This is a genomic window from Micromonospora sp. 067-2, from assembly GCF_046549295.1.
In the GTDB taxonomy this organism is placed as follows: domain Bacteria; phylum Actinomycetota; class Actinomycetes; order Mycobacteriales; family Micromonosporaceae; genus Micromonospora.
The window spans coordinates 367,040-387,528 of the sequence record NZ_JAJPWB010000005.1 but is presented as its reverse complement, the minus strand read 5'-3'; the positions used below and the strand labels follow the sequence as shown (position 1 = coordinate 387,528).

At 72.3% G+C, this 20,489-nt stretch carries 21 protein-coding genes; 11 read left to right on the top strand and 10 right to left on the bottom strand.

Annotated features, from left to right (window positions below; translation table 11 throughout):
* Positions 1 to 206 precede the first annotated feature (206 nt).
* From ACLJN9_RS14570 to ACLJN9_RS14560, 3 genes are all read left to right on the top strand, one after another.
* Complete coding sequence (locus tag ACLJN9_RS14570) at positions 207 to 410, top strand: cold-shock protein (RefSeq protein WP_101369720.1); 204 nt, start codon at positions 207 to 209, stop codon at positions 408 to 410.
* Between the two features lie 223 nt (positions 411 to 633).
* Positions 634 to 1,956 carry a DEAD/DEAH box helicase gene (locus ACLJN9_RS14565; RefSeq protein ID WP_410811832.1) on the top strand — a complete coding sequence of 441 codons (1,323 nt, stop codon included), beginning with the start codon at positions 634 to 636 and terminating at the stop codon, positions 1,954 to 1,956.
* 221 nt (positions 1,957 to 2,177) lie between these two features.
* A complete protein-coding gene (locus ACLJN9_RS14560) occupies positions 2,178 to 2,378 on the top strand; it encodes a hypothetical protein (protein ID WP_410811831.1) in 201 nt (66 codons plus the stop codon).
* A gap of 42 nt (positions 2,379 to 2,420) precedes the next feature.
* Here the strand turns inward: ACLJN9_RS14560 and ACLJN9_RS14555 are convergent, their stop codons facing one another.
* Genes ACLJN9_RS14555 through ACLJN9_RS14540 form a run of 4 tightly spaced genes read right to left on the bottom strand, consistent with a single transcriptional unit; the run spans position 2,421 to position 5,628 of the window.
* Positions 2,421 to 2,915 (bottom strand): RrF2 family transcriptional regulator, encoded by a 495-nt coding sequence (locus ACLJN9_RS14555; RefSeq protein ID WP_410811830.1) that lies wholly within the window; start codon positions 2,913 to 2,915, stop codon positions 2,421 to 2,423.
* Between the two features lies 1 nt (position 2,916).
* Positions 2,917 to 3,798: an ABC transporter permease gene (locus tag ACLJN9_RS14550; RefSeq protein WP_410811829.1), complete on the bottom strand. Its 882-nt coding sequence runs from the start codon at positions 3,796 to 3,798 to the stop codon at positions 2,917 to 2,919.
* Entirely contained in the window at positions 3,788 to 4,567 is a 780-nt protein-coding gene (locus ACLJN9_RS14545; RefSeq protein ID WP_410811828.1) for an ABC transporter ATP-binding protein, read from the bottom strand. The genes ACLJN9_RS14550 and ACLJN9_RS14545 overlap by 11 nt, the downstream gene beginning before the upstream one ends.
* Positions 4,564 to 5,628 (bottom strand): ABC transporter substrate-binding protein, encoded by a 1,065-nt coding sequence (locus ACLJN9_RS14540; protein WP_410811827.1) that lies wholly within the window; start codon positions 5,626 to 5,628, stop codon positions 4,564 to 4,566. Before ACLJN9_RS14540 ends, ACLJN9_RS14545 begins: the two co-directional genes overlap by 4 nt.
* Positions 5,629 to 5,768: 140 nt before the next feature.
* Between ACLJN9_RS14540 and ACLJN9_RS14535 the strand changes: the two genes are divergently transcribed.
* The 4 genes from ACLJN9_RS14535 to nudC all read left to right on the top strand — a co-directional run bounded on the left by ACLJN9_RS14535 (position 5,769) and on the right by nudC (position 10,672).
* Complete coding sequence (locus ACLJN9_RS14535) at positions 5,769 to 6,896, top strand: LLM class flavin-dependent oxidoreductase (RefSeq protein WP_410811826.1); 1,128 nt, start codon at positions 5,769 to 5,771, stop codon at positions 6,894 to 6,896.
* A 10-nt stretch (positions 6,897 to 6,906) separates the two neighbouring features.
* A complete protein-coding gene (locus ACLJN9_RS14530; protein ID WP_410811825.1) occupies positions 6,907 to 8,217 on the top strand; it encodes a M16 family metallopeptidase in 1,311 nt (436 codons plus the stop codon).
* Between the two features lie 114 nt (positions 8,218 to 8,331).
* Positions 8,332 to 9,678 (top strand): M16 family metallopeptidase, encoded by a 1,347-nt coding sequence (locus tag ACLJN9_RS14525; RefSeq protein ID WP_410811824.1) that lies wholly within the window; start codon positions 8,332 to 8,334, stop codon positions 9,676 to 9,678.
* Between the two features lie 34 nt (positions 9,679 to 9,712).
* Positions 9,713 to 10,672 carry an NAD(+) diphosphatase gene (gene nudC / locus ACLJN9_RS14520; protein ID WP_410811823.1) on the top strand — a complete coding sequence of 320 codons (960 nt, stop codon included), beginning with the start codon at positions 9,713 to 9,715 and terminating at the stop codon, positions 10,670 to 10,672.
* Positions 10,673 to 10,798: 126 nt separating this feature from the next.
* Here the strand turns inward: nudC and ACLJN9_RS14515 are convergent, their stop codons facing one another.
* The 3 genes from ACLJN9_RS14515 to ACLJN9_RS14505 form a co-directional block, all read right to left on the bottom strand.
* Positions 10,799 to 11,074, bottom strand: coding sequence for a hypothetical protein (locus ACLJN9_RS14515; protein WP_410811822.1), 276 nt, complete (start codon positions 11,072 to 11,074; stop codon positions 10,799 to 10,801).
* Between the two features lie 214 nt (positions 11,075 to 11,288).
* Positions 11,289 to 11,528, bottom strand: coding sequence for a DUF397 domain-containing protein (locus tag ACLJN9_RS14510; protein WP_410811821.1), 240 nt, complete (start codon positions 11,526 to 11,528; stop codon positions 11,289 to 11,291).
* 74 nt (positions 11,529 to 11,602) lie between these two features.
* Entirely contained in the window at positions 11,603 to 12,583 is a 981-nt protein-coding gene (locus ACLJN9_RS14505; protein WP_410811819.1) for a helix-turn-helix domain-containing protein, read from the bottom strand.
* 217 nt (positions 12,584 to 12,800) lie between these two features.
* Between ACLJN9_RS14505 and ACLJN9_RS14500 the strand changes: the two genes are divergently transcribed.
* Positions 12,801 to 14,096: an MFS transporter gene (locus ACLJN9_RS14500; protein WP_410811818.1), complete on the top strand. Its 1,296-nt coding sequence runs from the start codon at positions 12,801 to 12,803 to the stop codon at positions 14,094 to 14,096.
* 69 nt (positions 14,097 to 14,165) lie between these two features.
* Here the strand turns inward: ACLJN9_RS14500 and ACLJN9_RS14495 are convergent, their stop codons facing one another.
* The gene (locus tag ACLJN9_RS14495; protein ID WP_410811816.1) at positions 14,166 to 14,408 is read right to left on the bottom strand and encodes a mycoredoxin; all 243 of its coding nucleotides are present in this window, start codon (positions 14,406 to 14,408) and stop codon (positions 14,166 to 14,168) included.
* Between the two features lie 91 nt (positions 14,409 to 14,499).
* Here ACLJN9_RS14495 and ACLJN9_RS14490 point away from each other — a divergent pair, with 91 nt between their 5' ends.
* The 3 genes from ACLJN9_RS14490 to ACLJN9_RS14480 all read left to right on the top strand — a co-directional run bounded on the left by ACLJN9_RS14490 (position 14,500) and on the right by ACLJN9_RS14480 (position 17,533).
* Positions 14,500 to 16,665, top strand: coding sequence for an ATP-dependent DNA helicase UvrD2 (locus ACLJN9_RS14490; RefSeq protein ID WP_410811815.1), 2,166 nt, complete (start codon positions 14,500 to 14,502; stop codon positions 16,663 to 16,665).
* A gap of 123 nt (positions 16,666 to 16,788) precedes the next feature.
* Positions 16,789 to 17,037: a hypothetical protein gene (locus ACLJN9_RS14485; RefSeq protein WP_410811814.1), complete on the top strand. Its 249-nt coding sequence runs from the start codon at positions 16,789 to 16,791 to the stop codon at positions 17,035 to 17,037.
* A gap of 130 nt (positions 17,038 to 17,167) precedes the next feature.
* Positions 17,168 to 17,533 carry a WhiB family transcriptional regulator gene (locus ACLJN9_RS14480; protein ID WP_410811813.1) on the top strand — a complete coding sequence of 122 codons (366 nt, stop codon included), beginning with the start codon at positions 17,168 to 17,170 and terminating at the stop codon, positions 17,531 to 17,533.
* A gap of 302 nt (positions 17,534 to 17,835) precedes the next feature.
* Here the strand turns inward: ACLJN9_RS14480 and ACLJN9_RS14475 are convergent, their stop codons facing one another.
* Together ACLJN9_RS14475 and ACLJN9_RS14470 are read right to left on the bottom strand one after the other, a co-directional pair.
* The gene (locus ACLJN9_RS14475) at positions 17,836 to 19,182 is read right to left on the bottom strand and encodes an ABC1 kinase family protein (RefSeq protein ID WP_410811811.1); all 1,347 of its coding nucleotides are present in this window, start codon (positions 19,180 to 19,182) and stop codon (positions 17,836 to 17,838) included.
* Positions 19,179 to 20,291, bottom strand: coding sequence for a TOMM precursor leader peptide-binding protein (locus ACLJN9_RS14470; protein WP_410811809.1), 1,113 nt, complete (start codon positions 20,289 to 20,291; stop codon positions 19,179 to 19,181). Before ACLJN9_RS14470 ends, ACLJN9_RS14475 begins: the two co-directional genes overlap by 4 nt.
* Between the last annotated feature and the right edge of the window lie 198 nt (positions 20,292 to 20,489).

Genomic DNA, 20,489 nt, shown 5'->3' with positions numbered 1-20,489 from the left:
GTACGTTGACCGGGTTGCAGTTTTGGTTACCAGAGACTCTGTGTGCGCCTGGCGGGATTGTGGCCCCAGGCGCTCTTTGTTGTGTCCGGAGTTCTCCGGGCGGGGCGACCAGAAGCGACAGGCGATTCGCGCATTCCCGCGCGGAGCGCTCCTCTTCGGGCTCGCAACAAGTGCGAGTCCGACGTTCCGTCAAGGAGACGAAACACATGGCTATTGGCACCGTGAAGTGGTTCAACGCTGACAAGGGCTTCGGCTTCATCACCCCGGACGGCGGCGGCGCTGACGTCTTCGCCCACTTCTCGGCTATCCAGTCCTCCGGCTACCGGAGCCTGGACGAGAACCAGCGGGTCGAGTTCGAGGTGACCCAGGGCCAGAAGGGCCCGCAGGCGGAGAACATCCGCCCGATCTGATCTTCGGATCGGTCGGTACCACCCGCTGCGCCCTCCGGGCGCGACGGTGACGGGACCGGCCCGCCCCGCCGTCGACCTGCGTGAGCAGGCGGCGGCCCGGCGGCGGGCCGGCCCGTACAACCTTCGGTTCGTGCTTGTGAGTCCTGGCGGCCTTTTTCCGCCGGTGACAGCGCCGTTCGCGGCGCCCTCCCTCGACACGTGCCGCGTCGAGGAAGGCTTCTGCGTGACCACTGTTGTTCCTTCGTTCGCCCATACCGGTCTGGCGCCTGCGCTGCTCAACGCGCTGACCGCGCAGGGCATCCTGGAGCCGTTCCCGATCCAGTCGGCCACGTTGCCCGACTCGCTGGCCGGTCGGGACGTGCTCGGCCGGGGTCGCACCGGCTCCGGCAAGACTCTCGCCTTCGGGCTTGCGCTGCTCTCCCGCACCGCCGGCCGTCGGGCCCGGCCGGGTCGCCCGCTGGCTCTGGTGCTGGTGCCGACCCGCGAGCTGGCCCAGCAGGTCACCACCGCGCTGGCCCCGTACGCCCGCGCCGTCGGGCTGCGCTGCGCCACCGTGGTCGGCGGGCTGTCGTTGCAGCGTCAGGCGGACGCCCTGCGCGCCGGCGCCGAGGTGGTCGTGGCGACCCCCGGCCGGCTGCACGATCTGATCAACCGCGGTGACGCCCGGCTCGACCAGGTCGAGATCACCGTGCTCGACGAGGCCGACCAGATGGCCGACATGGGCTTCCTGCCGCAGGTGACCAAGCTGCTGGAGCAGGTTGCGCCGCAGGGGCAGCGGATGCTCTTCTCGGCGACCCTGGACGGCGGCGTGGACCGGTTGGTCCGCCGTTTCCTGAGCAGCCCGGTGACCCACTCGGTCGACCCGGGCACCGCCACGGTCACCGCGATGACCCACCACGTGCTGCACGTCGACGCGGTGGACAAGCCCGACGCGCTGACCCGGATCGCCGCCCGCGACGGCCGCACCATCCTGTTCATGGGGACCAAGCACCGCGCCGACCGGCTCGCCCGCCAGTTGCTCTCCAAGGGGGTACGCGCGGCCGCGCTGCACGGCGGCAAGTCCCAGCCGCAGCGCACCCGGATCCTGGAGCAGTTCCGCAACGGCCAGGTGACCGCCCTGGTCGCCACGGACGTGGCGGCCCGGGGCATCCACGTCGACGGTCTGGACATGGTCGTCAACGTGGACCCGCCGACCGAGGCGAAGGACTACCTGCACCGCGGCGGCCGGACCGCCCGGGCCGGCGAGTCCGGCAGCGTGGTCACCCTGGTCCTTCCCGAGCAGCGCCGGGACGTGTCCCGTCTGATGGCCACGGCCGGCATCCGGCCGGAGTCGGTGCAGGTGCGCCCGGGTGACGACTCGCTGGCCCGGGTGACCGGTGCCCGTGAGCCGTCCGGGGTGCCGGTGACCATCGTCGCCCCGCCGGCGGCCGCTGGTCGGGGACGTACCGTCGGTGGCTCCGGCGGCCCGGCCGCCGACGGCGCCGGCCGGCCGGCACACCGCGCGTCGGGCCGGTCCCGCCGCCCGCGCCGCCCCCGCACCGTCTGATCTTCTACGTCCGGCCCGACCCGCCCCGCTTCGGCTGGGCGGGTCGATCCGTTTGTGGCGCCGTTGTGCCCGGTCCGCTCGCCGTGCCAACCGGTCCGCGCCCGTTCGAGTCGGTATTCGGCCTCAGCCGGGTCGGCTGGCTGACTGTGCCACGGCCGCCGGTGGCCGAAGCTGACCCACGGGGGATACCGGGCGGGGGGCCCGGTGCGGGAGGGGTGACCATGGCGGGCGAAGCCGGCTCGGGGGCGCTGCGCGAACTGGTCCTGGTGGGCGCGGTCGCGCTCGCCGGGCTGTTGCTCGCCATGGTCGCGGCCTTCGCACCCTGGCATGCCACTCCGGCAGGTAACGCTCCCGCCGGCTTGGTGGAGCTGCACAGCCCCGGCGCCCCGGGCTTCGGCGCGGCGGACGTGTACGTGGGTTGAGCAGCGACCGGACCGACCGTGCCGGCGGAGGGGCAGGCCCGGTCAGGATCGGTACGAGGTGTGGTCGGGCCGGCGGGGCACCGGCTCGACCACACCGCCCTCCTCGTTCGTCGGGTGCCGGTCGAGCAGGTCGGCGAGGGTCCTGCTGTCGACCACGGTGGCGATCGCCCCGTGCACCGCCAGCCAGACGTCGGTCAACCCGGCCGCCACCCCGTGATATCCGGCCCGCTCGGCCGGCAGGCCGCGGACAGTGGTCAACGAGCCGCCGACCGCTCGCAGCACGTCACCGACGGTGATCTCCTGGGCCGGGCGGGTCAGCGCGTACCCGCCGTCGCTGCCTCGGTGGCTGAACAGCAGGCCGGCCCGGCGCAGGTCGAGCAGGATGCCCTGGAGGAAGCTGAACGGAATGTCCTGCGCCTCGGCCAGACTGGCCGCCTTCACCAGCTCGCCGCCTTCGCCCGCACCCTCGCCGACGACACCGGCGGCGACGGCGAGCATCGCCCGGAGCGCGTAGTCGCTGCGCGCGGAGACGTACACGTCACTGACCAGCCTGGTCCAGTACGCCCCAGCGGCGCCGGATCGCCTTGTCCGCCGCACCGAAGGCGGAGTCGACGGCGAGGCCGACGACGAGGATGACGATCATGATGGCCATCAGCCGCTCCGCGTCGGAGAAGTCACGGGCGTAGGTGAGCTGGGCACCGATCGAGGTTCGTGACGCGATCACCACCAGCAGTTCGCCGGCCATCAGGCTCCGCCAGGCGAAGGCCCAGCCCTGCTTCAGCCCGGCCACGATCGCCGGCAGCGCGGCCGGCGCGATGACGTACCGGTAGAGGCTGAGCCCGCTCGCGCCCAGGTTGCGCCCGGCCCGCTTCAGCAGCGGCGGTACGTAGTCCACGCCGTGGATCACGCCGTTGGCGATCGACGGCGCGGCACCGAGCACCACGACGAAGAAGATCGCCTGCTCGCTGAGCTGGAACAGCAGGATGGCCAGCGGAAACCAGGCGATCGACGGCATCGTCTGCAGGGCGGTGATCATCGAACCGATCGCGGCCCGCAGCACCCGCGACTGGGCCACGCCCAGGCCGAGGAGCAACCCGACGGCGACGGCGGCGGCGAAGCCGACCACGGCTCGCCGGGCGGTGGTGGCCAGGCCGTCCCAGAGCGCCGAACTCAGCGCGTAGTCGGCGAGGTCGGAGAAGACCGGACCCGGGCCGGGCAGGGCCCACGGGTCCTTCCAGCCGGTCCAGACCACGATCTGCCAGATGCCGATGGCGATGGCGAGCGCGGCCAGCTTGGGCCAGGTGGCCGCCCAGAGCCGGGTGGCCCGGGAGACCTCCTTGTCCCGACCGGCGATCTCCAGCGCGTCCAGTCCGGAGATCTGGGCGTCGGAGCGCGTGCTGGCGAGGGTGTCACTGGCCATGGCGGCTCACCTCCGTACGGAGCCGCTCGGTGACGTCGGCGGCGATGGCGGCGACCTCGGGGGAGTCGATCCGCCGGGGGCGCGGAATGTCCACGTCGGTGGAGTAGATGATCCGGCCGGGGCGGCTGGACAGCAGGATGATCCGGTCGGCCAGCCGGGCGGCCTCGCGCACGTTGTGCGTCACGAACAGCACCGAGAGCTTGCGCTCGGACCAGATCCGTTCCAACTCGTCGTGCAGGATGTCCCGGGTCATGGCGTCCAGCGCGCCGAACGGCTCGTCCATCAGCAGCACCGGAGTGTCCAGGGCCAGCGTGCGGGCCAGTGCGACCCGCTGCCGCATCCCACCGGACAGTTCGTGCGGGCGCTTGCGGCCGAAGTCCGCCAGGTGCACCGTCCGCAGCAGTTCGGCCACCCGATCCCGGCGTTCGGCCCGGGGCAGGCCGCGAAGCTTGAGCGGCACCTCCACGTTGGCCTCGACGGTCAGCCAGGGAAACAGTGCCGGTTCCTGGAACATCAGCCCCGGGCTGGCGTTCCCGGTCACGCCGATCTGCCCGCCGCTGGGTCGGTCCAGCCCGGCGACCAGGTTGAGCAGGGTGCTCTTGCCGCACCCGGAGGCACCCACCAGGCAGACGAACTCACCCTGTGCCACGTCCAGCGACACTCCGTCCAGGGCCAGTACGGCGTTCGCCCCTCGCCCGTACACCTTGGTCACGCCGGAGAGCGCGACCGCGGTGGTCGCGCTCTCCGGCGTCGTCGTGGTCGACGTCACGGCTGGACGACCTCGGGCTGGCCCTGCGCCTTGAGCGCCTTGTTGAGGTACGTCAGGTCGTACAGGCCCTTGAGGTCGACCGGCTCGGTCAGCCCCACGTCGACGGCGTGGTCGAGCCCGGCCTTGAGGGAGGTGGGGATCGGGTCGTTGGTGAACGTCAACGTCGGCCACGCCTGCTTGATCAGCTTCAGGTCCAGCGGCTTGCCGGTGATCTTGCCGATCGCGTCCGAGATGGCCTGCTGCGCCTCGTCGGGCTTGCTGTTGACGAACTCGTTCGCGGCGACCTGGCCGTCCACCAGCTTCTGCACCACGTCCGGGTGCGCCTTGAGGAACTTGGTGCTGACCAGCAGGTTGGTGATGACGAACTTCTTGTCCGGCCACAGGTCGCGCTCGTCGACCAGCACCTTGCCGCCGGCGTTGACCAGCCGGGACACGAACGGCTCGGGCACCCAGGCCCCGTCGATCGCGCCGCTCGTGAACGTCTCCACGGTCTGCGCGTTCTCCTGGGGCACGATCTTGACGTCGCCGCCACCCTCCTTGGTGGTGGTCAGCCCCTGCTGCTTGAGCCAGTAACGGATCGCCACGTCCTGGGTGTTGCCCAGCTGCGGGGTGGCGATCTTCTTGCCCTTCAGGCCCTGCGCGTCGGTGATGGTGGGCTTGACGACCAGCGCCACGCCACCGGAGGCGGCACCGGAGACGACCCGGACGGCCTCACCTTTGGACTTGGAGAACGCGTTCACGGTCGGGTTGGGGCCGATGTAGGTGGCGTCCAGCGCGCCGGAGAAGACCGCCTCGATGGCGGCCGGGCCGGCGTTGAAGGTCTTCGGTTCCAGCTTCACGTTCGTGCCGAGCTTGTCGGTGAAGATCTTCTTTTCCACGCCGACGACTGCCGGGGCGTGGGTGATGTTGGGGAAGTAGCCGAGTCGCAGCGTCACCGGGCCGGAGCTGCCGCCCGCGGCCTCCTTGTCGTCGCCGCACGCGGCGGTGCTGCCCAGGGTCGCCGCGCCGACCACGGCGAGGGTGGCCAGCGTGACCCACCGGCGCAGGGGGAGCCGTCTCATCGTCATCCAATCCGCAGTATTCCTACTTAGTTGGTAGGAAGAGTGGTCCAGGCCGGAGTCGACGTCAAGGGCCATCCATATATCGGGAAGCCGCGTCTCAGATATATCGGCATTTCCTACCAGCTTGCTAGGGTAATCCGGTGACCGCAGCACTGACGTTCCACTGGTTCCTACCCACCTCCGGCGACGGCGACCAGGTCGGCGCCGCCACCGTGACCGCCGGCGCCGCCCGACACGACCGGGCCGCCACCGTGGCATACCTGACCGAGGTCGGTCGGGCCGCCGAGACGCACGGCTTCGCCGCCGTACTCACCCCGGTCGGCGCCGGCTGCCCCGACCCGTGGATCGTCTGCGCGGCGGTCGCCCAGTACACCGAACGGCTCGGCATGCTGGTCGCCGTCCGAGCCGGCTTCGCACTGCCCACTCTGATCGCCCAGCAGGCCGAGGCGTTCCAGGCCGTCTCCGGTGGCCGGTTGTCGCTCAACATCGTGACCGGTGGCGACCCCGCCGAGCAGCGCGCGTACGGCGACTTCCTCGGGCACGACGACCGGTACGCGCGCACCGGGGAGTTTCTCGAGGTGCTGCGCGGCGCCTGGGCCGGCCGGCCGTTCGACTACTCCGGCACGCACTACCGGGTCGACGGCGGTGGCCTGGCCAAACCCCTGACCGATCCACCGCCGGTCTACTTCGGTGGCGCGTCCCCGGCCGCCGAGGCGGTGGCCGCCCGGCAGGCCGACGTCTACCTCATGTGGGGCGAGCCGCCGGCGTCGATCGAGGCTCGGGTGACCCGGGTCCGGGCGCTGGCCGCCGAGCACGGCCGCACCCTGCGCACCGGGCTGCGGCTGCACGTCATCGCCCGGCCCACCAGCGCCGAAGCGTGGGCCGAAGCCGACCGGTTGCTGGCCGGGATGAGCCCCGAACGGATCGCCGCCGCCCACGCCCGGTTCCGCCGGATGGACTCCGTCGGCCAGGCCCGGATGGCCGCGCTGAACGCCGGCCGCACCGACGGGCTCACCGTCGCACCGAACCTCTGGGCCGGCGTCGGCCTGGTCCGCGAGGGCGCCGGCACCGCGCTGGTCGGCAGCTACGCCGAGGTCGCGGCCCGGATCGACGAGTACGCCGCGCTCGGCGTCGACGAGTTCGTCCTCTCCGGCTGGCCGCACCGGGAGGAGGCCGAGCGGGTCGGCGCCGAGGTGCTGCCCCTGGTGGCCAACCCGGTGGCGGCTGCTGCACGGAGGTCGCCCGTGGCGGCGGTGCCGACGCGCTAGGGTCGATCCCGTGCCCACGCGCAGAACCCGAATTCCCGCCACGAAATATCCGGTCGAGCGGTTCACCCTCGACAACGGCCTGCGGGTGGTCCTCACCCCCGACCGCAGCGCACCGGTGATCGGGGTGGCGGTGGTCTACGACGTGGGCATCCGCTCCGAACCGGAGGGGCGTACCGGCTTCGCCCACCTCTTCGAGCACCTGATGTTCCAGGGTTCGGAAAATTTGGAGAAGCTGGCCCACTTCCGGCACGTGCAGGGCTCCGGCGGCACCTTCAACGGCTCCACCCACCTGGACTACACCGACTACTTCGAGACGCTGCCGAGCAACGCGCTGGAGCGCGCGCTGTTCCTGGAGGCCGACCGGATGCGCGGCCCCCGGCTGACCGAGGAGACCCTGCGCAACCAGGTCGACGTGGTCAAGGAGGAGATCCGCGTCAACGTGCTCAACCGGCCGTACGGTGGCTTTCCCTGGCTGACCCTGCCGCCGGTCATGTTCGACACCTTCCCCAACGCGCACGACGGCTACGGCTCCTTCGACGACCTGGAGTCGGCGACCGTCGCCGACGCCGCGGACTTCTTCCGCCGCTACTACGCCAGCGGCAACGCGGTCCTCGCGGTCAGCGGGGACATCGACGTGGCCGAGGCGACCGAACTGGTCAGCCGGCACTTCGCTGACGTGCCGGCCCGTCCGGCGCCGGTACGGCCCGACTTCACCGAGCCCGACCTGACCGCCGAGCGGCGCACCTCGTACACCGACAAACTGGCACCGCTGCCGGCGGTGGCCGGTGCCTGGCGGGTGCCCGACCCGGTCGGCGACTTCGCCGGCTACCTGCCGTACGTGGTGCTCGCCGAGGTGCTGACCGACGGCGACGCGTCGCGGTTGGTCGAGCGACTGGTCCAGCGCGACCGCACGGTGACCAGCCTCGGCGGTTACCTCGGCTTCATGGGCGACCCGTTCGACGTACGCGACCCGACGGCGCTGCTGCTGCAGGCGCACCTGCCGCCCGGCGGAGATGTGGACAAGGTGCTGCGCACCATGGACGAGGAACTGGACCGGCTCGCCACCGACGGGTTGACCGATGGTGAGCTTGCCCGCACCCAGGCCCGGATGGCGACACACCTGCTGCGGGACACCGACGCGGCGCTCGGCCGGGCGCTGGGCATGGCCGTCCTGGAACAGCAACGCGGCGAGCCGGGCCTGCTCAACGACCTGCCCCGGCTGGTCGGCGAGGTCACCGAGGAGCAGGTCCGGGCCGCCGCGTCCACCCTGCGCCCGGAGCGCCGGGCCGCGGTCGAGGTCATCGCGGGAGGTGTTCGGTGAGCGCGAGGAGTGAGCCGGTCTTGCGAGCCCCGCAGTCGCGAACGAAGGTGGTCCGGTGAGCGCGAGGAGTGAGCCGGTCTTGCGAGCCCCGCAGTCGCGAACGAAGGTGATCCGGTGAGCGCCACCACCGTCGCCCCTGGGCCGCGGACGCTGCCGCCGCTCGGTCCCACCCGCAAGCTCAAGGTGCCCAAGCAGTCCGAACGCACGCTGGGCAACGGTCTCACCGTGATCGCGGTACGCCGGCCCGCCGTACCCCTGGTCGAGCTGCGGCTCTGGGTGCCGTTCGGCCGGGCCCACCCGGCCCGCGGCGCGATGCTCTCGCAGACCATGCTCTCCGGCACCGACTCCATGACCAGCGTGCAGATCGCCGCCGAGCTGCAGAAGGTGGGCGGCGGGCTCTCCGCGGGCGTCGACCCGGACCGGTTGATGCTGTCCGGCGCCGGCCTGGTCACCGGTCTGGACCGGATGCTGGAACTGCTGGCCGAGGTGTTGACCGGCGCCAGCTACCCGAGCGACGACGTGGCCACCGAGCGGGACCGGCTGGTCGACCGGATCCAGGTGGCGCAGAGCCAACCGGCGCACCTGGCCCGGGAGGCGCTGCTGAGGCGGATCTACGGGCGGCACCCGTACGCCACGCAGACCCCGGAGCCCGGTCAGATCCGCGCGGTTCGCCCTGCGGCGCTGCGCAGCCTGCACTCCGAGCGGGTACACCCGGCCGGCGCGCAGTTGGTGGTTGTCGGCGACGTACAGCCGGAGCGGGCCCTGGACGCGGCCGAGCGGGCGCTCGATGGCTGGGCCGGCGCCGGGCGTGTCGCCACGCTGGCGCCCACCCCGGCGGTGGAGGCGGGTCCGCTTCTGCTGGTCGACCGGCCCGGTTCGGTGCAGTCCTCGCTGCGGATCGCACTGCCGGCCGTGCCCCGCACCCATCCCGACCACGCCCCGCTGCAGCTGGCCAACCTGGTCTTCGGCGGCTACTTCTCCTCCCGGTGGGTGGAAAACATCCGGGAGGACAAGGGCTACACGTACGGGCCGCACTCGGTGATCGAGCATTCGGTGGCCGGGTCGGTGCTGGTCGCCGCGGCAGAGGTGGCCACCGAGGTCACCGGCCCGGCGTTGCTGGAGACGACGTACGAGCTGGGTCGGCTGGCGTCGCTGCCTCCCAAGCCCGACGAGTTGGAGCAGGCCCGTCAGTACGCTCTCGGCACCCTCCAGCTCGGCATGTCCACCCAGGCCGGGCTGGCCGCGCTGACCAGCGCGTACGCCGGAAATGGTCTGCGCCTGGACTTCCTCGCCGAGTACGCGGCCCGGCTGGCGAAGGCGACCGTCGACGACGTCGCGCAGGTGGCGGCCCAGTACCTCGCGCCGGCCCGAGCCGCGGTCGTGGTGCTCGGCGACGCCGAGCGGGTCAGCCCTGGGCTGGCTGCCCTGACCACCGTCCGGACCGAGCCGGTGCAGCAGTGAGCCGGCCGGTACCGCCGGCGACGGAGGGCGCGGCGTGAGTGGGGAGACGGCGCCGCCGCTGGCCCGGTCCACGCTGGACCGTGCCGCCCACCGGCGGGGCGACTCGCAGTGGCTGACCGAGGCGTGGCTACGGGCCCGGGTGCTGCTGCTCGACTCGACCGACGAGGGGCGGACGCTGGCCCGTACCGACGCCTCGCCTCCGGCGCTCGTGTTGTTCGGTGCGGCCGACGTGCCGGTCGGGTCCGAGTCGGTGGCGATGTTCCTCGGTGTCGAGCCGGACGGGGTGCCGGTCTTCGCGGTCGACACGTCGCTGCCGGCGCTGCCCGGCACCCGCGCGGTCAACCTGCGCGAGGTGGGCCACCTGCTCGCCGACCGGGAGGCCGGCATCTTCACGACCGCGCTGGCGCTGGTCAACTGGCACACCCGGCACGGTTACTCGGCGGCTACCGGGGCGCCGACCGCGATGGACGAGGCCGGCTGGTCGCGGGTGGACCGCAACGGCAGCCGGGTCTGGCCTCGTACCGACCCGGCGATGATCGTGTTGGTGCACGACGGTGTCGACGGCCCGGACGGCTGCTGCCTGCTGGGCAACAACGCCGGCTGGCCGGGCACTCCGGGCGGCCGGCGCTACTCCTGCCTGGCCGGCTATGTCGAGCCGGGGGAGTCGGCCGAGGCGGCCGTGCTGCGCGAGGTCCGCGAGGAGGTGGGCGTCGGGGTCGACCACATCGGGTACGTGGGCAGCCAGGCGTGGCCGTTCCCCGGCTCGCTGATGCTGGGCTTCCTGGCCACCGCCGACCCTGCCGACCCGGTGCGGGTCGATCCGTCCGAGATCGCGTACGCCCGGTGGTTCTCCCGTCGGGAGATCGGGGCGGCGCTGGCGGGCCGGACCGTCGACGTGGGCGACGGGGCGCGGTTGATCCTGCCGCCACCGTCGTCGATCGCGCTGTTCCTCATCCATCGCTGGCTCGACGGGTGGGTGGACGCCGACCGGTGAGCACGGTCCCGGCCCGTGGACGCCGTTGCCGCGGCGGTCACGGGCCGGGAACACGGGCCGTCGTGGTCGGCTGGGGCGAGAAACGCGGCGGGGGAGCCGTTCCGACCACGACGGACGTTCGGTAGATCAGGTGCTGGTGCGGCCCGGCCGGTGCCGGAAGGCGGATCGGGGCTCGCTGAGCGGCAGGACCTTGACCCGTTGCTTGCCGGCGCGGACCGCGCCGACCGTGGACAGGGCCCGAGCCAGCAGCAGCGCCGCGTCCCGATCCTCGGCGTGTACGGTCTGCCGGCGCGGCTCGGGCGTGGTGGTCTCGTCGCGGAGTCGGTGGCCGTCGGCCCAGGCGGCGGCGATGTCACCGTCGGCGACGGCGCGGATGTCGGTGCGAACGATCAGGAACCGCATGAGGGTCTCCGGATGAACGGCGACGGATGAGCCAGTGTGGAACTTCCACGTGGTCGATGGCCATGTTACGCCGCGTGTTCGTCTCAGCAACCGAAACGCGCCTATCGGTTTCGAGGCTCGTCTGATCAGCGGATGGCTGCTCAGCGGGGTCGGCGGCCCGACAACGCGACGGGGCCGCCGGCGATGCGCCGACGGCCCCGAACCGGTCACCGGATCAGTTCAGATCGAACTGACCCTTCTTCGCTCCTGCGATGAAGCCGAGCCATCCGGCCCGGTTGAACTGCAGCACCGGGCCGCTCCGGTCCTTACTGTCGCGCAGCGCGACGGCCGACGGGCCAGCGGCCAGCGGAGCGACCTCCACGCAGTTGGAGGTCTGGCTACGCGTGCTGGTACGCCACGGGGCATCCGCCAGGTGGTGGGCGGCAACGGATGGTTTGTTGCGAATGTCGTTCATGGTTCTGCTCCTGGTGTGAACCGTTCCGATGGGACGAGTGGTGCCGCACGCCCCGACGGAGGGTCCCCCGTGGATCACCGGTCCGTCAGTCGCCCCGAGGCCCGGCGGCGTTGGGTCGGCGCCGTTGACGGCCCGAACGCCACTGTGGATGGGGGCGTCGCCTCGGTCAGCCGTCCGGTCGCCTCGATCAGCCAGGCGAGCGTGTCCGAAGCATTCAGTGCCGCCGTGCATAGCCACTCGAACGCCACTTTATAGCGATTTAGCGCGACTGCATCGGTCGACACGATGTCGGTGAACCCCCCTTCGATGGCGATCGTCTCCGGATCGAGGGGATCGGCGAACCGATAGAGGGAGAACGCGGTCGGCGGCAGGTACCAGTGGCCGACCTGGGTGTCGCGCGGCAGCACGTGCAGCGTCACGTTGGGCAGCAGTGCCAGCTCACAGAGCTGGATCAGTTGCTCGCGCAACACCTCGGGTGGCCCGGCCCGGCCGCCGAGCGCGGCCTCGTCCAGCACGGCGGTGTAGCGCGGCGCGTCGGGCTCCCGGGTCAACAGGCCCTGGCGCGCCAACCGGGCCTGGACCTCGGTCTCCGGTTCGTCGCCCCGCCCCGGATCGCCGGCACCCTCGTCCACCTGGCGGGCCGAGAGGATCCGGACCTGCGCGTAGTCGGCGGTCTGCAGCAGCCCCGGCACCAGCACCGGGTTGTACTCGGAGATCTCCACGCAGCCGGCCTCCAACTCGGCGAAGCCGCGCTGCTGCTCGGTCATCACCGGGAAGTTCTTCAACCAGCCCCGCACGTCGCCGGCCTCGCCGGTGATGCCGAGCAGATCCGCACGCTGCGCCTCGTCGGCGCCGTAGAGGTCGAGCAGGACACGGACGTCGACCGGATCGGGGCGGCTGCGCCCGTTCTCCAGGCGGGACAGTTTGGACGCGGAGGCCCAACCGATGCGCCCGATGACCTGGTCCCCGGTGAGGCCCGCGGCCTCGCGCAGGCTGCGCAGTTCCACGCCCAACCGGCGACGACGCATGATCGGGCTGTGTCCGGCAGGAGGCACGGTGTCCTCTTTCCCGTCGACCGCCGCAACGCGACGGTAACTGTATGAAATTCGCCCCCCACGGTCAGTATGGACGGCGCGACCGGCGTCGGAGGTTCCGGCGGGGGCGTGTCTTGCGAAAAATGGACCACGGCCACGCCGGACGACGACGCACCCGCGGTCCTGCCCCGTCGACCACGCCCACCCTGGGCGCGCCATCCCCGCCGGAGGGACCCCCATGCGCACCGTCCTGCGCCGACCCGACTTCCGCCTGCTCTTCGGCGGTCTGCTGGCCAGCATGACCGCCGAGTCGATCCTGCTGCTCGCACTCGCGATCTGGGTCAAGGACCTGACCGGCTCCGACGGGCTCGCCGGCGCAACGATCTTCGCCGTGATCGCCCCGATGACGCTCGCGCCGCTGGTCGGCTGGTTCGTCGACCGCTACCCGCGCCGGCCCTTCTTCGTGGCCGCGAACCTGGTCACCGCGGTCCTGCTCACCCCGTTGTTCACGGTCCGGGACGCGAACGACGTCTGGCTCGTCTATCTGGTGGCGGCCCTGTACGGCCTGTCGTACATCACGCTCAGCGCGGCGCTCAGTGGGCTGATCCGGCAGGTGGTGCCGGTGGAGCTGCTGGCCGATGCGAACGGGGTGCTGCAGACCGTACGCCAGGGGTTGCGGCTGGTCGGGCCTCTGGTCGGCGCGGCGCTCTACGCGGCGATCGGCGGGTGGGCGCTGGCCGCGATCGGCATGGTCGGATTTCTGACCGCCGCCGCGGTGGTGAGCGCACTGCCCAGCCCTCGGCCGGGACCGCCGACCGTGCGGCTGCGCTGGCCGGCCGAGCTGGGCGCCGGTCTGCGGCACCTGGCCGGTGAGCCGGTGCTGCGTCGGGCACTGCTCGGCTTCGGGCTCGGGTCGCTGGTGATGGGCTTCAGCGAGTCGCTCATCTTCGCGTACGTCGACCAGGGGCTGGACCGGGACGTCGCGTTCGTGGGCGTGCTGGTCACCGTGCAGGGCGTCGGTGGCCTGCTGGGCGCGCTCTGCTCACCGGCGCTCATCCGCCGTTTCGGTGAGGTCGGCACGCTGGCCGCCGGGGTGGCCCTCTTCGGTCCGGCGGCGCTCGCGCTCGCGTACCCCGATCTCCGGCTCGGGATCGTGGCCGTGCTGCTGGCCGGCGTCTCGCTCCCGCTGCGGATGGTGGGGCTGCACACGCTGATCCAGCGGCGTACCCCGCCCGGGCTGGTGGGTCGGGTGGCCGCCGCGACCGAGGCGGTGGTCAGCGGGCCGCAGGCCTTCTCCATCGGCGCCGGAGCGCTGCTGGTCGGGTTCCTCGACTACCGGGTGCTGTTCGCGCTGGTCGGGGTGGCCACCGTGGCGGCCGGTTGCTACCTGTGGCGGGGCCGGCACCTGAGCGCGCCGTCGGGTGCCCGCCCGCCCACACCACCGACCCGCCCGGCGCTTCCGGCACCCCGCCGCTCCGCCGAGGACGCCGAGCGGCAGGTGACGACCGGGATCCACCGTCCACCGGGGCGGTGACAGATATCAGACACGCCGAGCGGCCGCCCCGCGTGGGGCGGCCGCTCGTTCGTGAGGGGACCCGGCCGGTCAGGCGGCGAGGGTCGCCAGGTGCTGCTTGACCTGGGTGATCGAGGGGTTGGTCAGGGCGCTGCCGTCGGCGAAGCGCAGCGTCGGCACCGTCTGGTTGCCGCCGTTGACGCTCATCACGAAATCCGCGGCCTTCGGGTCCTGCTCGATGTCGACCACGTCGTACCCGATGCCCTCCCGGTCGAGCTGCGACTTGAGCCGGTGGCAGTAGCCGCACCAGGGGGTGGAATACATCGTCAACATGCGGATCCTCCAACTCCTCCGGCCGCCGGCTTGGGGATCAAGCCGAGGCTGTTCGCTGCAACGTCCGGGGTAGCTGAGATGATTCCTGGTTGTGGTGGTTCACTCAGCGTCGGAACGCGTGCTCGCCGGGCTGGACCCGGAGCAACGCTCCGCGGTGACCGCACCCGCCGGCCCGGTCTGCATCCTGGCCGGCGCCGGCACCGGCAAGACCCGCGCGGTCACCTCCCGGATCGCCCACCGGGCGCTCTCCGGCGAGATCTCCTCCCGGCACGTGCTCGCGGTCACCTTCACCGCCCGGGCGGCCGCCGAGATGCGCAGTCGTCTCAGCGCGCTCGGGGTGGGCGGTGTGCAGGCGCGGACGTTCCACGCCGCCGCACTGCGCCAGGTGCGCTACTTCGCGCCCCGGCTGTTGGCCGGCCGGGCCATGCCCGAGCTGCTGGACAGCAAGGTGCGCCTGGTCACCCTCGCCGCCGCCCGGGTCGGCCTGCGCACCGACCGGGCCGCCGCACGCGACCTGGCCGGCGAGATCGAGTGGGCCAAGTCGTCGCTGGTCGAGCCGGGGGAGTACGTGGTGGCGTCGGCTCGGGCGCTGCGGGACACGCCGCACGAGCCCACGAAGGTGGCCGAGGTGTTCGCCGCGTACGAGCAGCTCAAGCGCTCCAACGGCGTGATCGACTTTGAGGACATGCTGCGTGCCGCCGTCTGGGGCATCGAGGAGCACCGGGACGTCGGCGAGCAGATCCGCAGTCAGTACCGGCACTTCGTGGTCGACGAGTACCAGGACGTCAACCCGCTCCAGCAGCGGCTGCTGGACGCCTGGCTGAGCGGCCGGGACGACCTGACCGTCGTGGGCGACGCCAGCCAGACGATCTACTCGTTCACCGGGGCCACCTCCGGCTACCTGGTCGACTTCCCGCGCCGTTACCGGGGTGCCACCGTGGTCCGACTGGTCCGCGACTACCGCTCCACCCCGCAGGTCGTCGGGCTGGCCAACGCGGTGATCTCCCAGGCCCGCGGCACCGAGGCCCGGCTGCGGCTGGAGCTGCGCGGGCAGCGCCCGCCCGGCCCCGAGCCGGACCTGCGGATCTTCACCGACGAGCCGGCCGAGGCGAACGCGGTGGCCGCCCGCTGCCGTGCGTTGATCGACTCGGGCACACCGGCGAAGGAGATCGCCGTGCTCTTCCGGATCAACGCGCAGTCCGAGGCGTACGAGAAGGCGCTCACCGAGGCCGCGGTGCCGTACGTGGTGCAGGGCGCCGAGCGGTTCTTCGAACGCACCGAGATACGCCAGGCGATGGTCGCGCTGCGCGCCGCCACCCGGTCGGTCGACGGCGGGACGCCGCTGCCGGTCGCCGTCGTCGAGGCGCTCAGCGCGGTCGGCTGGGCACCGGACTCGCCTCCGGCCGGCGGCGCGGCCCGCGAGCGGTGGGAGGCACTGGCCGCGCTGGTCCAGCTCGCCGAGGAGTACGCCGCCACCCCCGAGGTGCTGCCGATCGGCGAGGCGGCCTCCGTGGAGCGCGCCGTCACCCTGACCGACTTCACCGAGGAGCTGGCCCGGCGGGCCGCCCAGCAGCACGTGCCGACGGTGGACGGGGTGACGCTGGCCTCGCTGCACTCGGCCAAGGGGCTGGAGTGGGACGCCGTGTTCCTGGTCGGGCTCGCCGAGGGCACCCTGCCCACCACGTACGCCAAGAGCGTCGAGCAGGTCGAGGAGGAGCGCCGGCTGCTCTACGTCGGGATCACCCGGGCCCGACAGTGGCTCTGGCTGTCGTATGCCGCCGCGCGTTCGCCGGGCGGGCGAGCCCGGCGACCGTCGCGGTTCCTGCCGCAACTGGATCGGTCCGGTGGAGCCGAACGGGCCAGCGGCGGCAGCGGGCCGGCCCGCCGTCCCGAGCGGCGCCGGACCCAGATCGTCTCCTGCCGCATCTGCGGCGCCACGCTGCTCGCCGGCCCGGACCGGAAGCTGGGCCGCTGCCCCACGTGCCCGTCCGGCATAGACGATGAGCTGCACGAACGTCTCCTTGAGTGGCGCCGGCGGGTGGCCGGGGCACAGAAGGTGCCCGCGTACGTGGTGTTCACGGACGCCACGCTGACCGCGCTTGCCGAGCGGCGGCCCGGCCGACCGGAAGAACTGATCGCGATCGCCGGTATCGGCCCGCGCAAGTTGGGCCTCTACGGGGAGTCGGTTCTGGCGCTCGTGGGGGGCGCGGGGGTGGACGACGTCTGCCCGGAGAAAACTTTCGAAATCTCGTCGTAAATTCGTTTGCCCTCGCCCGTGCGCGAGGAATAGCCTCAGAACACACCACGCGAGCGGCGCCATTCCGGCTGCTCACGGGGGTCGGTCCGGTCGATTTCGAGGAACGTGAGGGAGGTGGTCACCGTGGAGATCTTCACCTATGAGCGTCTGGCGGCGATGCCACCCGTCCACGCTCCGCTGTCGGCTGTCCGGGTGGCCCTTCCGGTCGCACGACCGTCGGTTCCGCAGGTGCACCAGGTTCAGGCCGAGTTGATCCTGGCTGTCGCACCCACCGGAGTCGAGGGGACCAGTGGCATCACGGGCAGGGGCATTCAGTTCGCCAACAAGCGCACGGATGCCCGCGGCGTTCCACCTCGAGGTAGACCGGTCTGACCATCAGACTCCGGCTCACCTCGAGGCCGCGGAACCCGCTTACCGGGATCCGCGGCCTCAGTTTTTTGCCCCGCCGAAGTACGTCGGAATGCGATCCACGAGATCGAAGTGAGAGAGAGGTGACCGGGCGATGAGTCTGGCGTTGGCCCCCGTCGACGTGAGCGTCGAGATGGAGGCGAACCTGCCCTGCCGGAAGTTCGACCCCGACCTGTGGTTCTCCGATTCGCCTGCGCAGCTCGAGCTGGCCAAGTCGCTCTGCGGGGACTGCCCGCTGCGCGTCGAGTGCCTGGCCGGTGCGGCGGAGCGAGCGGAGCCGTGGGGCGTCTGGGGCGGCGAGATCTTCGAGCGTGGCGCGGTTGTTCCGCGTAAGCGGCCCCGTGGCCGTCCGCGTAAGGAGGACGTCGCCCGTGACGCCGCGCTCCGGGTCGAGGCCGAGGCGCGCCTGGAGGCCAGTGGGCTGTCCGAGGTGCGTGGCGCGGTCCGGCTGGCAGCCTGACATGTTCCCGATCCGTACCAACTACGCCGGTGTCACACCGGCAGTCAGCGAGAAAACGATGTTGAACGTTCCGAGTGGAGCCTTCGAGATGCAACTACTCCACGAAGCGTTGTCCCGGGCCCGAATGCGCCGGCCTCAGGCCGGTCGTACCACCACGAGCACTGAGGCAACCCGATCCGCCCGTACCGTCGCCATGAACAGCCGCAACCAGGCGGCGCGCGACCTGGGCGTTCTCTAGTAACCAACCACGCGCAAGGGCGGGTGCCACCGGCACCCGCCCTTGGCGTCGTGATCGGCGGCGCTCAGGCGACCGGGGCGAAGCCGGGCAGCCAGCGTTCCAGGATGCGCCGGTACGGCGCCTTCGCCTCCAGCTGGCAGAGCACCCCGATCGACCCGAGGGTCACCCGGTGGATGAGCAGGTAGGACGGCGGGAGGTTGAGCTGCCGACTCAGCTGGTAGGTGGGGGAGCGGGGTGTGGCCAGTCGGGCCGCCTCGGCGCGCAGCCAGGCCCGGGTGAACCGGAACTCGTCGGCGGCGATGGGCTCCAGCATCGGACGAAGGAAACTGAGCACTCCCTCGGCGTCGATGTCGGTGGTGGGGCCGATGAAGCCCTCCGACCGCAGCCCCTCCACGACCCCGTCGGCGTCGTTGCGCAGTGCCCGCGCGGCGATGCGACCGATCGGCTCCGGCGTGCCCTCCGGCATCCGCGCCACGGCACCGAAGTCGATCACTCCGAGTCGACCGTCGGGCAGCAGCCGGAAGTTGCCCGGGTGCGGGTCGGCGTGCAGCAACCCGGCCCGCTGCGGCGCGGAGAGGTGCAGGGTGGCCATCAGCCGGCCCGCCTCGTTGCGCTGTTCCTCGGTGCCCTCCCGGATGATGTCGGCCAGCGGCGTGCCCGTCACCCACTCGGTGACCAGCACCCGGGGCGCCGTGGAGACCACCGCCGGGATGTAGATCTCCGGGTCGTCGGCGTACGCGGCGGCGAAGGTGCGCTGCGACTCGGCCTCCAGCTCGTAGTCCAGCTCCTCGGTGATCCGTTCGCGCAGCTCGGTCAGGAGCGGCTTGACGTCCAGGCCCGGCTGGATGGCCCGGAACATGCCGCCCAGCCGGGAGAGCTGCTTCAGATCGGCGAGCAGTGCGTCACCGGCACCCGGGTACTGGATCTTGACGGCCACGTCGCGGCCGTTCGGCTCGCCGGACGGGCCGTACCCCGGCTCGCGCCACCGGGCCCGGTGCACCTGACCGATGCTGGCCGCGGCGGCCGGAGTGTCGTTGAACTCGACGAAGCGGTCCCGCCAGTCCGGGCCGAGCTGCTCGGTCAGCACCTTGTGCACGCTGGCGACCGGGAGTGGCGGCGCGGCCTCCTGGAGTTTGGTCAGGGCCTGGCGGTAGGGGGCGGCGATCTCCTCCGGCAGGGCCGCCTCGAACACCGACAGCGCCTGGCCGAACTTCATCGCACCGCCCTTGAGCTGGCCCAACACGCTGAACAGCTGCTCGGCGGTGCGCTGCTGGATCTCTGCCGAGATCACGTCGGAGGCGAGCCCGGTGACGCGCTTACCCATGCCGAGGACGGTCCGACCGGCGAAGCCGAGCGGCAGAGCGGCGAGCTTGGCGGTCCGGGACACGGCCCGGCGCGGGATGTCGGTCACTCGGTCATTGTTACCGACCGGAGGGCCTCGCTGCTGCTCTGCGGCCGGGCTGGTGCCCACGCACGGCTCCGCGAGCACCCGCACGCCGGATGCGGTGGCCAGCCCCGACGGCGGAAGCGGCCCGCGCCGATGATCTCCATGGCGCCGCCCAGCGTCTCGGGGCTGCCGCCGTCGACCTGCGCCAGCGCTTCGGCCAGCGCGTACCCGGTGGCCGCCAGGAGTGTGCCGGTCGCGCCGACAGCCATCGGCTCGGTGGCGGCGAGTTGGGCGGCGAGCCGTGGCCAGGCCGGGTCGCGGTCGGCCCGGTGCAGCTCGACGCAGTGCAGGCAGGGCCCGGCGGGCGGGCGGACCAACGGCCCGATGATCGGTACGCCTTCGCGCAGGGTGACCAGCAGGTGCGGCTGGCGGCGCTGGGCCAGCCCGGCGGCGAGCAGCGCGGGCGGACGGTCCGTGCCGAGCTGGATCACCAGGTCGACGCGGGTGGGTCGGCCCGGGTGGGTGCCGGTGCCCGGGGCGGCGCGGTTGACCGCCGCCCGGACCGCCGGGGCCAGCGGCTGGCCGACCTCGGCGGCGGGGATGCCGGTGCCGACCAGGTCGATGGGGCGTACCGGGCCGGTGAGGTGTGGGATCACCTGCCCGACGCCGGACTGGGCCAGCGCCACCGCCAGCGGCCCGCCGAGCGCCCCGGTGCCGCTGAGCAGCACCCGGGCGCCCAGCCGCCGACGCAGGACCTGCGCGGGGGTGCCGGGCAGTTGCGCGGTGACCAGGGCCAGGGCGGCGGACTCCGCGGCGAGGCGTGCCCGGACCGCACCGGCCAGGTCGCGGGGGAGCAGGTGGTGCGCGGGCACGAGCAGGCCCGCCGCGCGCAGGGCGTCGAGCAGGCTACGCGCCTCGTCGCCTCGGACCTGGGCGGCGACCGCCTGCGCCAGCACGGCGCTCTCGCTGCGGGTGCCGTCCAACAGGTCGAGAAGGCGGGCGGCTCGCGGGTTCGTCAGTTCCACCAGCACGGCGGGGCCCGGGCCGACGCCGAGCTGGAGCGTGTGCCGGTCCCGCCAGAGTCGGTTGAGGCCGGGCAGCAGCGTGGGTCGGGGCAGCGCGGTACGGGTCACGATGACGAATCGTGACCGCTTCCCTGCGCTCGGTCGATCGTTGTCCACAGGTGGCCAGGCGGCTGTCCAGCCTTATCCACAGGTTTTGCCGGGTTATCCACAGCCCGCTGGCGGCAGTGTCAGCCACCTGACAGCTCACCGTTCGGAACGGCGACGGGGGCGGGGTGGCCGTCGGCCACCCCGCCCCCGTCCACCCGT

What these genes read in the sequence shown, in the direction of transcription:
- ACLJN9_RS14570 (WP_101369720.1), top strand. Translation starts at nt 207, where the DNA reads ATGGCTATTGGCACCGTGAAGTGGTTCAACGCTGACAAGGGCTTCGGC.
- ACLJN9_RS14560 (WP_410811831.1), top strand. Translation starts at nt 2,178, where the DNA reads ATGGCGGGCGAAGCCGGCTCGGGGGCGCTGCGCGAACTGGTCCTGGTG.
- ACLJN9_RS14550 (WP_410811829.1), bottom strand. Translation starts at nt 3,798, where the DNA reads ATGGCCAGTGACACCCTCGCCAGCACGCGCTCCGACGCCCAGATCTCC.
- ACLJN9_RS14540 (WP_410811827.1), bottom strand. Translation starts at nt 5,628, where the DNA reads ATGAGACGGCTCCCCCTGCGCCGGTGGGTCACGCTGGCCACCCTCGCC.
- ACLJN9_RS14515 (WP_410811822.1), bottom strand. Translation starts at nt 11,074, where the DNA reads ATGCGGTTCCTGATCGTTCGCACCGACATCCGCGCCGTCGCCGACGGT.
- ACLJN9_RS14510 (WP_410811821.1), bottom strand. Translation starts at nt 11,528, where the DNA reads ATGAACGACATTCGCAACAAACCATCCGTTGCCGCCCACCACCTGGCG.
- ACLJN9_RS14500 (WP_410811818.1), top strand. Translation starts at nt 12,801, where the DNA reads ATGCGCACCGTCCTGCGCCGACCCGACTTCCGCCTGCTCTTCGGCGGT.
- ACLJN9_RS14495 (WP_410811816.1), bottom strand. Translation starts at nt 14,408, where the DNA reads ATGTTGACGATGTATTCCACCCCCTGGTGCGGCTACTGCCACCGGCTC.
- ACLJN9_RS14480 (WP_410811813.1), top strand. Translation starts at nt 17,168, where the DNA reads ATGAGTCTGGCGTTGGCCCCCGTCGACGTGAGCGTCGAGATGGAGGCG.